We start from the raw sequence: 15,230 nt of genomic DNA, 5'->3' as shown, positions 1-15,230 counted from the left end.
CGCCGCACCCGCTCGAATTCCGGGAGAAGCCCTGTTGGCGGCCGGACGGCCTAGTGCCCATCGACTGGGAGATCCAGGACGCCCAGTTCGGTCCTGCCGTCGGCGACGACGCGAAGTCGGTAGTTTCCGGGCTCGACTGCCCATGACTCACCAGTCCAGTGGCGGAGTCGCTCGGCCGGAACTTCGATCCCGAATTTATGCTCCGACTGCCCCTCCGCCCGCACAACGGCCCATCCCACGAGCCACTCCTGCGGGCATTCCACAGCCGAGTCCAGCCGACTCGCGAAGACCTGGACGACCGTCTTGGCGCCAACCGCCGTACTCGTTCGCGCCCGCGCCTTCACGAGGGGGACTGCCGTGGCGTCGACCGCCAGTTCCAGGCCGCCGAACTCCCACTCGGCGTAGCCGAGTCCGAACCCGAAGGCGAGGGCCGGCTCGGGAGCCGCCGTCGTGAGTCCGCGATAGCCGACGTGGATTCCTTCCTGGTAGGAGATGCGGCCGTGCTCGGGCGACACGGCGATCTTCGGAAGGTCTTCCTCGGTGCGGGGCCAGGTCTGTGCGACTCTGCCGCCTGGCTCGTCGGCTCCCGACAGGACATCACCGATGGCGTGTCCCATTTCCTGTCCGCCGAACCAGGTCAGCAGCACAGCGGCCGCATCGTCGAGCCACGGCATCGTCACCGGCGCGCCCGAGTTCACGACGACGATCGTGCGTGGGTTCGCCGCGATGACGGCCTGCACCAACTCGTTCTGACGGCCCGGCAGCCCCAGGGTCGTACGGTCGAACCCCTCCGACTCGATTTCCGGGGTCGTGCCGACCACGACGACAGCGACGTCCGCCGCGGCGGCTTCGTCAACGGCCTCGATCAAGAGCGAGTCGTCGCCGTCCGGCGCGATGTACGTGCCGAAGCGGGCCGACATGACGCCGTCGAGCACAGGCTCCCGCAGATCGATCTCGAAGCGCAGGCGGACCGATCCGTGCACATCAGGCATGCGTACGTGCTGCTGCGTCGGGTTGAGGAAGTCGCCACCTATGTCCTCAACCGCGCTGGGAACCCGTTCGAGAGTGGCGATGTGCACACCGTCGACGTAGACCTTCGCGGGATCCGCTGTGGCGATGCACAGACTCGCGTCGTCGCCCGCGGGCCGCGACCACACGGTCTCGAACACGAACGTGGCGGCCTCGATGACCGGAGCATCACCGCCGAAGTAGATCAGGTCGCTCGACAGCCGGTCCTCTGCGTAGATGGCGCGCCCGTCACCATCGAGGAACGTGACCCGCGCACCTTCTCCCTCGGTCTGCGGATTCTCCATCTGTTCCCGGGGGAAGGCACGCAGACCCGGCGCCGCCACGGTACCGGTCGCGAAGCGTACGTCCGTTGTGGGAAAGGCGTCCCGAACACCGTCGAGCACCGACACCACCCGCTCCGGAATCACCGTCGCGCTGCCCCCTCCCTGGGTGCGCGGAGCCACCGCCGACTGCCCAATGACGGCGATCCGTCCGGGAGCGGACGCGAGCGGCAGAGTGCCGTCGTTGCGGGCGAGGACCATGCCCTCGACAGCCGCCCGCCGGGCAAAGGCCACGCCGTCGACCGCCCGGGGCGCCGGCGGCACAGCCGCACCCTCCAGTGCGCCCACCCTGGCGGCAAGACGCAGCAGCCGGTGCACCTTGGCGTCGATGACCGCCTCGTCGATCTCGCCCGCCTCAACCGCCGCCACCAAGGCGGCTCCCCACGCGCCGTCCGGCCCGGGCATGACGAGATCCTGCGGAACACGCGCGGCGTCCACGGACCGCACCGCGCCCCAGTCGCTGATCACGACTCCGTCGAACTGCCATTCCGACCTCAGGGGGGTCTCCAGGAGTTCGTTCTCCGTCATGGTCGTGCCCTTGACGGAGTTGTAGGCACTCATCACGAGCCACGCCCCCGCACGCGCCACAGGCGGCTCGAACGCCGCTAGGTAGACCTCTCTCAGGGCGCGATCATCGACCTCGACATCGGCAGTGAGTCGTTCCGTCTCGAAGTCGTTCGCCACATAGTGCTTCGGTGTCGCGCCGACACCGCTGTCCTGCACACCACGCACGTACTCGGCGGCCAGCGCGCCGGTGAGCGTCGGATCCTCGCTGAACGCCTCGAAGTGCCGTCCACCGTAAGGAGAACGCTGGATGTTGATGGTGGGGCCCAGCACCACGTCAACACCCTTGCGACGGGCCTCCGACGCGCTGACCGTGCCGTACTCCCGCGCGAGTTCCACGTCCCAACTGGCCGACAGCGCGCTCGCACTCGGCAGGTTGAGGGACGGCTCACGTTCGTCCCACCGAGGACCACGCACCCCGCTCGGCCCGTCCGACACCACGATGCTGCGCAGGCCGATGGATTCCAGGGGGTGTGTGGACCAGTGGTCGCGGCCTGTGAGGACGAGCACCTTCTCTTCCAGGCTGAGCCGAGCCACGCGTGCTCGAAGGTCGGCATCGCTGAATTCTGCGGACACCAGGTTTCCTCTCAATCGAAAATCGGTGAGACTCCACGGGCGGGGCGGAAGCGCCCTGGGAGTCGCACGGTCAACGTGACTTCGGCGCTCGGCACGTACCCGATGCGGAACGCCCCCGGGCCAGGTTCTCCCGCCGGCAGAAGGCGCGAACGGGCCCTCGACGATGTACCGGAGACGACCGTCCTGCAGGCCAGTCCCGTCCCGGAACCGGCGTGGCATCGCCTCATCAACGGGTGGGTCGGCCGTCCACACGGCCAGCCCCCACATGCCCTACGTAGCAGCCAAGGTCCGGATTGACGTCGTGAGTTGATCTCCACACGATGTTCGGTGGTCTGCTTACGGGCATCGTCGCCTGGGAATTTGTCGGAAGGTGCAGGGCTGGGGGACGCCGGTTCAGCCGGCTGACGGCAGCTCTTGTCCCTCCTGGAGCTGCAGCACGCGTCGACGCTCCTCACGCCGTCTCCTCTGCCGTACCGGGTCGGGCACCGGGGCCGCGAGGAACAGACGCTGCGTGTACGGATGCGCCGGTCTGCGCGTCACCTGCTCCGCTGCACCCCACTCGACGATCTCGCCTTGGTACATCACCGCGATGCGCTTGCTGACGTGTCCCACTACCGCGAGGTCGTGCGAGATGAACAGGTATGCAACGCCCGTCTCCTGCTGGATCTCGGCGAAGAGTTCGAGGATCCGCGCCTGAGTCGACAGGTCGAGTGCGGAGACCGCCTCGTCGCACACGATGAGCTCGGGCCTGAGTGCCAGTGCCCGCGCGATCGCGATGCGCTGACGCTGCCCGCCGGAGAACTCGCGTGGCAGCCTCGTGGCGGTGTCCGACGGAAGCTGGACCTGATCCAGCAGTTCCCGGACTCGCGCACGCGCCTCTTTCAGCGGCACATCACGCACCGTCAGCGGTTCCATGAGCGTCCGTTCGATCGTCATCGACGGGTTGAGCGAACTGTACGGATCCTGGAAGACCACCTGGATCCGATCGGAGAACTCGCGACGCTCACGGCGGCCGAGTCGCCCGATGTCGTTACCACGGAACACGATCTGGCCTTCTGTGACCGGGGCGAGTCCGAGCACGGCCCTGCCGAGAGTCGTCTTCCCCGATCCCGACTCGCCGACCAGGCCGACCGTTTCGCCGGGACCGACATCGAGACATACACCCTTGAGCGCACGGTACGGCTGGGCACGCAACCCTCGCACCGGGTAATCGACGACAAGATCACTGATCGTCAGGAGCTCTTCGTTACTCATCGCATGACCTTCTTGGCTTCGCTCGCGACCGGGGTGGAGTCCGGCAGCACGAGCGGGAGATCGGTGTCCTCCAGTACCGCGTCGAACAGTGCCCGCGTATACGCGTGCCTCGGCTCCGCGAATACCGAGGTGACTGCTCCCGTCTCCACAATGCGCCCTTCGCGCATGATCGAGACCGTGTCACAGATGTCCGCGACGACGCCGAAGTTGTGGGTGACGAGCACCATGCCCATCTGGAACTCCGCTTGAAGGTCACGCAGCAAGTCGAGTACTTCGGCCTGAACGGTGACGTCAAGGGCCGTAGTGGGCTCGTCGGCGATGAGCAGCTGCGGCTCGCACGAGACAGCGCCGGCGATCAGCACGCGTTGGGCCATACCACCCGAGATCTGATGGGGGTACGAAGCCATGGTGCGCTTAGGGTCGCGGATGCCGACCCGATCGAGCAGCTGCATCGCCCTCTCGGTCGCGGCCCTCGACGACAGGCCCCCCGTGACGCGCATCGGTTCCGTCAACTGACTACCGATGGTGAACGCGGGGTCCAGGTTGGACATCGGCTCCTGAGGGACATAGGCGATCTCGTTGCCCCGCAGCGCGGTCACACGGCGTTCCGCCATTCCGCGGATCTCCGTACCGTCGTACGTGATCGATCCCCCGACGACCCGGCCTCCTTCCGGAAGCAGGCCGAGGATCGACCATGCGGTCTGCGTCTTGCCCGACCCGGATTCGCCGATGAGTCCGTGCACCTCGCCGCGATGGACTCGCAACGACACTCCGTCGACGACCTTCTTCAGCGAGCCGTCGGACGTGTCGTACCCCACCGCGAGATCGGTGACCTCCAGGAGGACGGTCCTGTCGTTCGGCGCGGTCTCGTCGTTGGTCGCGTCGGCCTCGTGCACCAGCACGGGCTCGGTGACCCTGGGCTCCGGCTCAGGCGCTGCGGCCTTCTGCCCGCGGCGCCGTCGGCCCTCGTTGCGTTCGAGACCATCACGCCAGGCGTTCGCCACGATCACCAGTGCGATAGAGGTCAGGGTGACAGCCAGGCTCGGCCACAGAAGGAGGACGGGTCTGCGGTACATGTTCGAGAACCCGTCGTTCAGCATGCTCCCCCAAGTCGCGCGCTGGAGATCGCCCAGCCCCAAGAACTCGAGACCCGACTGAATCGCAATCGCGACGCTCATGATGAACGCGGCCTGGATGAGCACCGGTGCGCGGACGACGATCAGAATGTGCCTCGCGATGACGCGGCGGTCCGAGAGCCCAGCAACCCGGGCCGCATCCACATACATCTCATTGCGCACACCCCGCGTGGACGCGTGGACGAGCCGGAAGAACGCGGGTGAGAGCAGTACGCCGAAGATCGCCATTGACGTCCAGATCGACGGGCCGAGCACCGAGCGCGCGGCCAGCAGGACGACCATCCCAGGCATGGCCTGAAGCAGGTCGACGACCCATGACGAGACCGTGTCCAGCTTTCCGCCGTAGTACCCGGCTATGAGCCCACCGGACACGCCTGTGACGAGGGCGATGGTGAGCGCGACCAGCGCACCGAACACGGAGAGCTGTGTCGCCGCCAGCAGCCGGGAGAGAACATCGCGCCCCGCGCTGTCGAAGCCAAGAGGATGGTCAGCCGTCATGGGGCCGAGCACGTTCGCGGTGGAGGCGTTGTTCGGGTCGAAGGGCGCGAGCACCGGCCCCAGGATCGCCGTCAGGACGACGATCCCCAGAAAGCATGTCGCAACGATGGCCAGTGGAGAGCTCATGACCCGCCGGAACGCCGAGCCGCCCCCGTTTCCAACTGGCCCTATCGCCGCAGCCGGTTCACTCATGTCAGTCGCACCTTTGGATTGAGCCAGCCCTGCAACAGATTCACGCAGAGGTTGAGAATGGTCACCAAGATGGCCGTCGCCATCACCAGCCCCATCACGAGCGGGATGTCACCCTGCTGGGTCGCAGTAACCGCGACCTGCCCCAGTCCCGGTATCGCGAAGACTTGCTCGATCACGACTGCGCCGCCGAGCATTCCGATGAAGTTGACACCCAGCACTGCGAGCGCGGGGCCGGCCGCGTTGCGCAGGACGTGCTTGTACAGGATTCGGCGATTCGACAGACCGCGGCTGCGCAGGGTGCGCACGTAGTCCTGCCGGAGCGAATCGAGCATCGCACCGCGGATCTGCTGGGTGAGGGACGCAATCCCCCCGAGGCACAAGGCGATGACAGGCAGCGTGACCGATTCGAACCAACCGGACGGCGATTCCTCGAACGATACATATCCGGTGGGTTGGAATAGGTGAAGGTTCACGGCGAAAGCGAGCACAAGCGCCACGGCGACCAAAAACCCAGGAACAGCGCCACCGGTCAGGGACATGAACTGGACTGCCCGGTCGATCCAGCCACGCCTCGTCGCCGCCAGCGTGCCGAGAACGATCGATACGACGGCGGCCACCAGTGACGCGCCGACCACCAAGACGATCGTGACGGACAGCCGGCTCAGAATTGCCTCGGTCACCGGCTGGCTGGTGAACCACGACGTACCGAAGTCACCCGTCACGGCATGGCGCGCCCAGTCGCCAAGCTGGACGACCAAGGGCTCGTCGAGCCCGAGTTCCTGTGTTTTCTGGCGCACGGCCTCCTGGCTCGCGTCGTTACCGAGGATCTGCCGAGCGATGTCGCCGGCGCCGGCGTAGAGCAGGCTGAAACCGAGAACACCGATCGCCACAATGAGCGCGATTCCCGACCCTAGACGCCGCATCAGATACGAGAACACGAATCCCTCCTTTCGCTATGCGCTGGGGAGACGTCGACGTCTCCCCAGCGCACCGGGTCACGCCTTGGGCTTGAAGTTCCAGAGGTAGGGGTACGCGTTGTCGACCTGAGGCTCCGTCACAGTGGCTTTGTTCGTCATGTAGTTGGTCTCCTGCCGATACCAGGGTGCGAACCACGCCTCTTCAACTATGTGAGCGTTCAGCTGCTTCGCGGAGGCTGCCGCCTCGCCCTCACTGCCCGACTGGATCTTGGAAACAAGGGTGTCGACCGTCTTGTCGGGGTAGTGGTACGGGTTCCACGACGCCTTCGGAAGCACCTGAAGGTTGACGGTCTCCCACACCGTCGGCGCGGCCTTCAGCGGGAGGATGCCCGACGGGAACTTCGCACCGAGCATGTCCGGGACGAAGTTGGCCTGGCCGACGGACTTGTATTTGATCTTGATGCCGACGGCCTTGAGCTGCTCTTCGGCGAGCGCATACAGCGCCGAGGAGAGCGAGGGGGCCTGCGGCTGCTCAAGCGTGATGCTTCCCGGCTTGTATCCGGCCTCCTTCAGCAGCTGCTTCGCCTTGGCCGGGTTGTACTTGTAGCGGCTGTCGAGGGACTTGTCGTACGCCGGGGTATTCGGCCCGAAGATCTGCGTCGTCACCTCACCCCTGCCCGACTCGATCGCCTTGAGGAGTGCCTCGCGATCGAACGCGTAGTTGATGGCCTGGCGAACCCGGACGTCACCCAGCGGCTTCGAGTCCTTTCCGGCGCGATCGAAGAGCAACATGCCCGTGAATCCCACGGAGAACGTGTTCTTCGTGTAGCCGGCGGACTCAGCCTGACCAACGGTCGCGTTGTCGGCCACCGGGGCACCATCGACCTGACCACCCTTGATCGCATTCAGCAATGCAGTCGGGGTCTCCAGGACATTGATGACCACCCTCTTGTAGTACCGCGATTTCGGCGCCCAGTAGTCGGGGTTCTCCTTGAAGGCGTACTTGGAGCCGGCCACGGTGCCCGCGGTATCGAGAATGTACGGCCCACTTCCGACCGGTTTCGTGCCCTCTGACGCCGCGTCGAAGTTCTTGGGGCTCTCCATGAGTCCCGGCTGTTGGGCCAGGAAGTTCAGAAGGGAGGGGTTCGGGGCTGAGAGCTCGATCACGATGGTGTTCTCGGCGACCGCCTTTACGTCCTCGACGGCGGAGAGGTACCCCTTCTGCGGCGAGGCGCCGTCCCGGAACCTCAGCAGATTCTGCGCCGCGACCTTGGCGTTGAACCTGGTTCCGTCGGTGAAGGCGACGTCGTCACGCAGCTGCATCGTGAGCTTGGTCTTCGAGTTGTCGTACGACCACTTCGTCGCCAGCCACGGCTCGATGGAGCCATCCGGCTTGGCGCGCACAAGTCCGTCGTAGACCGCCTGCAGGTACGGAGACGCGTTCGCCCATGCAGCATCCTTCAGGGCGAAGGTCGGAAGCGGAGACACCGTCGCGATGGCGAGTGTGTCATCTGCCGACGACTGGGTTTCAGACGAGGAACACGCAGTCAGCACGAGCGCTGTTGCCGCAACAGTGGACGCCGCGCTGAGCCACCGATATCTGAGCATCTTTGGCTACTTTCGGTCACCTGGTCCGTCCCTGGACCAGCTTGGGGCGGGACGCTAGCACCATCCGGCCGTGGATTCTACAAGTGGAACGGTTATTGCACTTGTAGAATTGTCGGCCACCAGTGTCGGCACCCACCCACCCGGCCGGAAGCGCTGCGAGCATGGCGCCCATTGGATGCGAAAAGCGCAGGTGGTCGGCTCCAAACCGGACCCGGCCGGCGCGATCTGCGCATGCCTGTCGGCCGCCGCGGCCAGGCTTCCAGAGTTCCGGCTCTCAACTCGCGCTCCCATGATGTGGACCAGTGCACGAGCGCGTGAGCCGCGGCCCTGGTCACCCATCCCGACCGGCCGATGGTTCAACTCGGCACTGTCCGTGACGTGGCACTCGAGGCGAACCGGGTGCCGTAAGCGCCCCGAGGGGCGCTGGGGGCCGCCCCCGCAAACGTGACGGCGAGGTTACGCAGGCGAAAATCTATCAATCACAAAAGTTTGAAGCTAGAGTATGAAACAACGGCTCAACACCCCTGCGCCAGCCCGTGAACGATCAGCTCGGAGGACCATGGAGAGCAATCCGGCGGCGCACGGCCTGCCTGCTGTTCGCCGCCGAGCGGGTTGCAGGGCGGCATCATGCCCCCTCTCGGCCGCTACAGTCCGCACCAGCCTCGTCGACATGGTCTCGATGCCCGGCGGCGAGTCCCTGATGGGACCGTGAAGACGACAAGTTCGCCGCGCTCGTGGATGCGGTCGGCTGCATCACCGAAGCCCAGCACGGCGGGTGGTCCTACGTGCTCACAAGTTTCCTACCGGTGTTTCGTTGAATCCGGCAGCAGAGGTCAATGCCGTGTCCGGTGGTGACCGCGTCGATCAGGGCCTGGAGCTCGGAGGGTGGATCCGTGTCCGTCCAGGCTCGCCACCACGGGTTGAGGGTGATGGCGGGGGTGAGCCAGGAGCGGATGGCCCGTAACGCCCTGGGCCGGCAGGGCTGTTGGGGCCGGTGGGGTTCGGCTGGGCCCCCTCTCTGGCCCCTCGTCGGGACATGGATCCGGCGCGGTGGCATCCAGGGGTCCTGGTGGGGCGAACCACTGGTCCCAGCAGAAGGAGAAGGCGCAGTCGGCCAGGGTCTGGTGGCGGCGGATGGCGCGGTCGGAGCGGACTTGGAAGTCGGCCCAGCCGAGTTCGTCAAATGCCCGACCTCCCGCTATCCGGCGAACCCGACCAGCGAGCACCCTCTCACCAGCCAAAACGTCACCAGCCTCGCCGTCGAGATCCTCACCCAGCCCCCATCATCGGCAGGGCAAGGCCGCAGCGGTCAACGCAACCAAGTCCTCCAGCACATGCGGACCTCACCTCATCGGTACTGGCACGCACGCGAGCCGGCCACAGCCCTCAGCCTCACCCACTACGACAGCTTCTGCGTCCAGCTGGGCCGCTGGACACGGGAAGGCCTCCTCAACAAGATCGTGAACGCGACCTGCAAGCTCGCCCCCGAATGCCTGCTGTCTCAACCAACGCCCATTGATGGCAGCATCACTTGACTTGGCGGCCGCGGCCTTAACTTCGTGGCATTGCTTCAACCGCATGCCCGGACAGATGTTCCGCTGCCTCCAGCGACGCGAACCGTTCGATGAGAACACCGCATTCCCAACTGCCTTGGCCGCAGCGGCTTGACGACTTGGGGTCGTGAGGTGTCCATGTGGTCACGGCACTAGCCAGGGACAACTTGTCCGCGGTTAGAACTACCCTTCATCCGGTTCCCGGTTCGCGTCAAGATTGTCCTGTCGAACAGGGGAGGTCGGACGATGGACCGGGCGTTGCTGGCGGATTTTCTCCGAGCGCGTCGTGAGGCGTTGCAGCCGGAGGATGTCGGGCTTCCCCGCGGGCAGCGGCGCCGCACCGGCGGGCTGCGGCGCGAGGAGGTGGCGGCGCTGGCCGGGATGTCGGCCGACTACTACAGCCGAATCGAGCAGCAGCGAGGTCCGGCGCCGTCGGTCCGGATGCTCGTCGCGCTCGCCCGGGCGCTGCGCCTCAACCAGAGCGAGCATGACCACCTCTTCATCCTGGGCGGGATCCCGGCGCCGCGGCGGATCCTGCGGGACGATTACGTCGGTCCCACGATGAAGCGGATCGTCGCCGGCCTCTCGGACGTGCCCGCGATCGTGCTGTCACGGCTCGGCGAGGCGTTGCTGCAGACGCGCCCGGCGGTCGCCCTGCTCGGTGACTACACCCAGTACTCGGGCATGTCCCGTTACCTGGTCTACCGCTGGTTCACCGGTGATCCGCGGGTCCGTGGCCTGTACCCCGTCGAGGACCATCCGATACGGGGCAGGGTCTTTGCCGCGGAGATCCGGGACGCGTACACGGCGGATCCCACGGGGAGGGCCGGCGAGATCGTCGCGGCGCTGCTGGAGGTCAGTTCCGAGTTCGCGAACATCTGGCAGTTGCACGAGGTGGGAGTGACCCATCATCACGACCTCAAGCGCTACCTGCACCCCGAGTTGGGGGAGCTGGAGCTGTACGCCGAGATGCTGTTGGATCCGGAGCAGTGTCAGACGCTGCTGGTGTTCACCGCCGTGCCCGGTTCCCCGAGCCACGGCAAGCTTCAGCTCCTGACCGCCGTCTAGCGGCTGTCGTCCCTCACACACCTGAAGGCACTGTCTCGAAGCCGAGGCGTGCCCGGGTCTCACGATGGTTCAAATTCGAAGCATCTTCTCTGCATCTTCTCTGCCATGAAAGGCGGTATTTGTCATGAAAGCAGTGCGTTTCCATGAGTACGGTACTCCGGACGTCTTGCGTTACGAGGACGTGGAACAGCCGGTCCCCGCGGCCGGGGAGGTCCGGATCCGGGTGGCCGCGACGTCGTTCAACCCGGTCGACGGCAACATCCGCGCGGGCTTCATGCAGGGCCCCATCCCGGTGACCCTGCCGCACACCCCCGGCATCGACGTCGCGGGCACGGTCGACGCGCTGGGCGAGGGCGCGGACAGGGTCAGGGCGGGTGACCAGGTTGTCGGCTTCCTGCCGATGACCGGTGCCGGCGCGGCGGCGGAGTACGTGCTCGCACCGGCCGGCCTGCTGACGGCGGCGCCCGCGAGCATCCCGCTGGCCGATGCGGGCGGGCTGCCGCTGGTCGGGCTCACCGCCTGGCAGGCCCTCTTCGACCACGCCAAGCTGACTGCCGGCCAGCGGGTGCTGATCAACGGTGCGGGCGGCGCGGTCGGCGGCTACGCCGTCCAGCTGGCCAAGCACGCCGGCGCACACGTGATCGCCACGGCCGGGCCGCGCAGCAGCGAACGCGTCAGGACGGCGGGTGCCGATGAGGTGTTCGGCCACGGGGTCCCCGAACCGTCCGCGCTGGTCGACGTCGTGCTCAACCTCGCGCCGGTCGATCCGATGCAATTGGCCGCGCTGACCTCCGTGGTCCGCGACGGCGGCATCGTGGTGAACACGACGGTGTGGATGCCCGCGCCTTCCGACGAGGAACGCGGCGTGCGCGGCGTCAACCTCTTCGTCAACAGCGACGCCGCGCAGCTGGCGAGGCTGGTGACGCTGGTCGACTCCGGAGCGCTGCACGTCGACATCGCTCGACGGGTGCCGCTGGCCGAGCTGTCGGCGCTGCACGCGGAGGCCGCAGAAGGCGCGCTCTCCGGCAAGGTCCTCGTCCTTCCCTCCGCAGCCTCTCTCACCTAGGCGACCTTCTCCGGCACGGCGATCGCGTCGCGTCTGCCTACAAGCGGTCGAGCCATCGCGGGGGGCTGCGCTCTGCCAGACCTGGCAGAGCGCAGCCCCAGCACATTCATGCCGGCCACAGCCGAACCTTGGCCCGGGGCTCCACACTGGCCAACCCCGACCTGCCCCACCGCATCCGCACGGGTGCGCCCCTCAACGAGCCCGACCCGGCCACCTTCTGCGGCGGCGACCACCGCGGCTACACCGACTACCCGGCCCCCACCACCACTGCGAGCTGAACCATGACCACTCTCCTCATCAGGCCCGACGACAAGACCGTCACCATCACCGTCCAGCAGCGAACCCTCAGGGCACCCCAGGACGCCTTCCGCGTCCTGGCCCCCATCGACCTTCCCACCGTCTTCCGCCCGGTCTTCCCGTTTCCCGGGATCAGCGGTGTGAAGAACCAGACCGAGGCCTGGGACCACGCGGGCCCCCGAAGGAACCCGCAGTTCGACGACGGCTCCCAGGCCGACGAAGAACTCACCGAATACACGCCCGGATCCAGCTTCGCCTACCAGCTGACCAACTTCACCAACATCCTCTCCCGCCTCGCGGCCGGAGTTCGGGGCGAGTTCAACGTCAACCCCGACGGCGACGGCGCACTCATCCGCTGGACCTACGAGTTCAAGCCGCTGCCCGGCCGACGCTGGATCCTCGCCGGCCCCTTCGCCCCGCTCTGGCGCCGCTACATGGCCGCCGCCCTCGACCGGTGCGTCCACGTCATCGAAACGGAGAAGAACAGCGAGCCGGTGCCACCCCGGGTCAGCTGACGGCCCGAAGCAGCACGACAATGCCGCCGGCGGGTCCGGTTCCGTTCGCTCCGGGAAGCCGCCGTTGTCGCCGTAGGTGTTCCACAGGTGGATCCCGTCGCCGGGCCGGACATGCCGGTCACCGGGGCTGGACGCCTGGGCGAACAGGCGCCGGCGGCGGGTTCCGGGGGAGCGGTCCGTGTCCTTGGACGTCAGGACGTAAACGCCAAGCTCAGGCTCCGGCGCACAGCGTCCGCGCCGCCCAGGCCGATCTCCTCGACGCGCTGCCCGGCGTCCGCCCCCCGACCTTGGGGCCGGGAGTGCTCGCAGCGCCGACGGAGGGGCCCCGGGGCCCGCGCCGTGTTCTTGGAGTCGGCGGCCGCCCGGTCGACGACCCGTCCGCCTCGCTCGGCTGACGCGTCCTCAGCCTAAGCTCAGTCCGCGGTGCTGAATGCGCTTCGTGTCCAGTCGGCGAAGCTGGTCCAGGCGATTTCCGGATGGGCCGCATGCAGAGCCGGGACGTCGACGGTGTAACCAGGTCCGTCGAGGAAGGCCCATATCGCGCGCACGTCGGAATTGTCGACCTGCGTCAGCGGAATGTACTCGTGCCGGACCTCCGTTCCGAGGGTGGCACTCAGTGTGGCTGCCATCTGCGCGGGAGTGTTCTCATCGCTTGCCAGGTTGATCCGCTGTCCCACATAGGGGGCGGGGTTGAGCAGCACCCCGGCCGCGAACGCTCCATGGTCGGTGCGGGCGAGCTGCTTCAACGGCCTGTCCGAGTGGAGCGGCATGTCCAGCACACCGCTGAGGATGCGCTGCGCGCTGCCGAGGTTGACCATGTCCAAGAAAGACGTCGGTCCGAGGATCGTGTAAGGCACATCGCCGGAGACCAGTTGGGCTTCGATACGCGCCTTGCTTTCGAAAATCGGTACGCCGGTCCCCTGGTCAGCATTTGCCAACGAACTGAACACCAAATGGGGTACCCGCTGTTCGCCTGCGGCAGCCAGAATTGCCTGCCCCTGGGCCACCTCGGCCTCCACGCCGTCGACAAAAGGAGTGGTGTACGCGAATACCCCGGCCACCCCTTGCATTGCTGCGGCCAGGGAAGCCTGATCGCTCAGAGAACCCGCCACAACCTCAACGCCCCGGTCGGCCAGTCGGCGCGCGGCCTCATTGTGGGGATTCTGCACCATCGCCCGTACCCCGGCCCCGTGGTCCAGCAACGCGTCAGTCACCGCCCCGCCCTGTCCACCGGTAGCGGCAAGCACCAGAATAGGATTATCGATCATTTCAGAACTCCTTCGGTTCGGGTACGAATCCCTGTCCATCGTGCTTCTCGTTGAGGCCTGAGGCCTCCCGTACCCGCGACCGCTTGTTGCGGTGTCCCCTCATGGGGGGCATGAGGGGCCGGGGCCGGATCGCCCGTGAGGGCGTCGAGTGGGCCGTGCACACGCTTGTCAACCTGGCGATGCTCGGCGATGACGATCCGGTGGGGAGCGCCCCGCTTGCTGCCGCTCACGGGCTGCCTGCGGCCTATCTCACCAAGCAACTGCAGCTGCTGGTGAAAGCCGAACTCCTGACGTCCACCCCGGGGCCGCGCGGTGGGTTCAGGCTGGCCCGCGACCCGGACTCGATCAGCCTGCTCGATGTCGTCCTGGCCATCGAAGGAAACGAGAGCCTCTTCCGCTGCACGGGAATCAAGCAGTGCGGGAAGATCGCCGAGCTGCACACCGGCGGCAACGATTCCGTCTCCTGCGCCGTCAACCGATCCATGTACCGGGCCGACCTGGCCTGGCGTGAAGCCCTTGCGACACAGAAACTCTCCGATGTCCGCAAAGAGCTCGAAATGGACGACCCCGCTCTGACGAGAACCGTCCGCCGGGCGTTCGGCCGAGAGTGAGGCGAATACGCCGGGGTGCGGCAGCGCCGGGTTCCCGGCGCGCTGGCCGGCACGGGTGGGGCGTGTCAATTTAACGTTTTACAGTCCCCGTTGGCGGCCCGGTTGTCGCGTCGGGTGGGCGCCGGGTTCCACTTTCCCGGTGTGGTGGTGCGGATCGTCGGGGCGGTCGGTGTGGCTGGTCAGCCGGGGTTCGGCAAGGCGTTGAGCCGGTCGATTGCCCGGGTGATCTCGTCGGTCCCGGGCCATTGAGTGGTGAAGCGGAGCCAGCGGCGGCGGCCGGTGTTCACGAGCTGGGCGGCGGCGGAGAACAGCCGCAGGCGGAGATTCTTGGGTTCCCTGCGGCGGGTTTGTGCGGTCAGGGCGAGCATGGGCATCCAGGCGAGGAGGTCGAGTGCGAGGGAGACGATCTCCAGCCAGATCCGGTTCTGGGCTGTGTCGTGCAGGGGCAGGTTGCGCAGGCCGGTGTCGCGGGCGTTTCGGATGTGGTCCTCGCAGCGGGCCCGTCTGTGGTGACGTAGTTCGAGGTCGGCGAGCTGGCCGCCTTGGGTGCTGGTCGCGAAGCAGACATCCGATGCGGCTGATGCGTCAAGCAGCAGCGGGCATCCGAGTTGTCTGTGGGGAGTCGGCGAAGGCGGTTGCCTCGTCGAACGGGACCTGGTGTGAGACGCGGGCGCACCCGAATGCCCGTGCCAGCGCGCCGCGTTGGATGTGATTCGGGTACAGGCGAAAGCTGTACCGAAGCTGCATGAGAGCCACCG

General features: G+C 66.8%; 13 protein-coding genes and 2 pseudogenes. 6 read left to right on the top strand and 9 right to left on the bottom strand.

What is annotated here, in order from left to right; genetic code table 11:
* Window positions 1-50 precede the first annotated feature (50 nt).
* From ACZ69M_RS47285 to ACZ69M_RS47260, 6 genes and pseudogenes are all read right to left on the bottom strand, one after another.
* Entirely contained in the window at window positions 51-2,489 is a 2,439-nt protein-coding gene (locus ACZ69M_RS47285) for a beta-glucosidase (RefSeq protein WP_470059897.1), read from the bottom strand.
* Between the two features lie 393 nt (window positions 2,490-2,882).
* Window positions 2,883-3,743, bottom strand: a complete 861-nt coding sequence (locus tag ACZ69M_RS47280; RefSeq protein ID WP_470059896.1) for an ATP-binding cassette domain-containing protein — start codon at window positions 3,741-3,743, stop codon at window positions 2,883-2,885.
* On the bottom strand, window positions 3,740-5,569 hold the full coding sequence (locus ACZ69M_RS47275) for a dipeptide/oligopeptide/nickel ABC transporter permease/ATP-binding protein (RefSeq protein ID WP_470059895.1): 1,830 nt from the start codon (window positions 5,567-5,569) through the stop codon (window positions 3,740-3,742). The genes ACZ69M_RS47280 and ACZ69M_RS47275 overlap by 4 nt, the downstream gene beginning before the upstream one ends.
* Entirely contained in the window at window positions 5,566-6,507 is a 942-nt protein-coding gene (locus ACZ69M_RS47270; RefSeq protein ID WP_470059894.1) for an ABC transporter permease, read from the bottom strand. The genes ACZ69M_RS47275 and ACZ69M_RS47270 overlap by 4 nt, the downstream gene beginning before the upstream one ends.
* A 57-nt stretch (window positions 6,508-6,564) precedes the next feature.
* Entirely contained in the window at window positions 6,565-8,094 is a 1,530-nt protein-coding gene (locus ACZ69M_RS47265) for an ABC transporter substrate-binding protein (RefSeq protein WP_470059893.1), read from the bottom strand.
* A gap of 833 nt (window positions 8,095-8,927) precedes the next feature.
* Window positions 8,928-9,275 (bottom strand): annotated as a pseudogene (locus ACZ69M_RS47260) (IS701 family transposase); the annotation flags it as partial.
* On the opposite strand from ACZ69M_RS47260, the gene ACZ69M_RS47255 reads away from it, so the two are divergent.
* The 5 genes from ACZ69M_RS47255 to ACZ69M_RS47235 all read left to right on the top strand — a co-directional run bounded on the left by ACZ69M_RS47255 (window position 9,249) and on the right by ACZ69M_RS47235 (window position 12,593).
* On the top strand, window positions 9,249-9,629 hold the full coding sequence (locus ACZ69M_RS47255; RefSeq protein ID WP_470059957.1) for a hypothetical protein: 381 nt from the start codon (window positions 9,249-9,251) through the stop codon (window positions 9,627-9,629). The pseudogene ACZ69M_RS47260 and the gene ACZ69M_RS47255 overlap by 27 nt on opposite strands.
* Before the next feature lie 264 nt (window positions 9,630-9,893).
* The gene (locus ACZ69M_RS47250; protein WP_470059892.1) at window positions 9,894-10,715 is read left to right on the top strand and encodes a helix-turn-helix transcriptional regulator; all 822 of its coding nucleotides are present in this window, start codon (window positions 9,894-9,896) and stop codon (window positions 10,713-10,715) included.
* Between the two features lie 124 nt (window positions 10,716-10,839).
* A complete protein-coding gene (locus tag ACZ69M_RS47245) occupies window positions 10,840-11,781 on the top strand; it encodes an NADP-dependent oxidoreductase (protein WP_470059891.1) in 942 nt (313 codons plus the stop codon).
* 128 nt (window positions 11,782-11,909) lie between these two features.
* Window positions 11,910-12,059 carry a hypothetical protein gene (locus ACZ69M_RS47240; protein ID WP_470059890.1) on the top strand — a complete coding sequence of 50 codons (150 nt, stop codon included), beginning with the start codon at window positions 11,910-11,912 and terminating at the stop codon, window positions 12,057-12,059.
* 3 nt (window positions 12,060-12,062) lie between these two features.
* Complete coding sequence (locus tag ACZ69M_RS47235; protein ID WP_470059889.1) at window positions 12,063-12,593, top strand: SRPBCC family protein; 531 nt, start codon at window positions 12,063-12,065, stop codon at window positions 12,591-12,593.
* A gap of 413 nt (window positions 12,594-13,006) precedes the next feature.
* Here the strand turns inward: ACZ69M_RS47235 and ACZ69M_RS47230 are convergent, their stop codons facing one another.
* On the bottom strand, window positions 13,007-13,861 hold the full coding sequence (locus tag ACZ69M_RS47230; protein WP_470059888.1) for an NmrA/HSCARG family protein: 855 nt from the start codon (window positions 13,859-13,861) through the stop codon (window positions 13,007-13,009).
* Window positions 13,862-14,040: 179 nt separating this feature from the next.
* On the opposite strand from ACZ69M_RS47230, the gene ACZ69M_RS47225 reads away from it, so the two are divergent.
* Window positions 14,041-14,472, top strand: coding sequence for an RrF2 family transcriptional regulator (locus ACZ69M_RS47225; protein WP_470059887.1), 432 nt, complete (start codon window positions 14,041-14,043; stop codon window positions 14,470-14,472).
* A gap of 179 nt (window positions 14,473-14,651) precedes the next feature.
* On the opposite strand, the pseudogene ACZ69M_RS47220 reads toward ACZ69M_RS47225, so the two are convergent.
* Window positions 14,652-15,098 (bottom strand): annotated as a pseudogene (locus ACZ69M_RS47220) (transposase); the annotation flags it as partial.
* Window positions 15,058-15,219 (bottom strand): helix-turn-helix domain-containing protein, encoded by a 162-nt coding sequence (locus ACZ69M_RS47215; protein WP_470059955.1) that lies wholly within the window; start codon window positions 15,217-15,219, stop codon window positions 15,058-15,060. The pseudogene ACZ69M_RS47220 and the gene ACZ69M_RS47215, both read right to left, overlap by 41 nt.
* Window positions 15,220-15,230 lie beyond the last annotated feature (11 nt).

Source organism: Streptomyces sp. NPDC107454 (genome assembly GCF_055582885.1).
The sequence above is the reverse complement of the archived record's forward strand: the minus strand, read 5'-3'. Positions and strand labels throughout refer to the sequence as shown.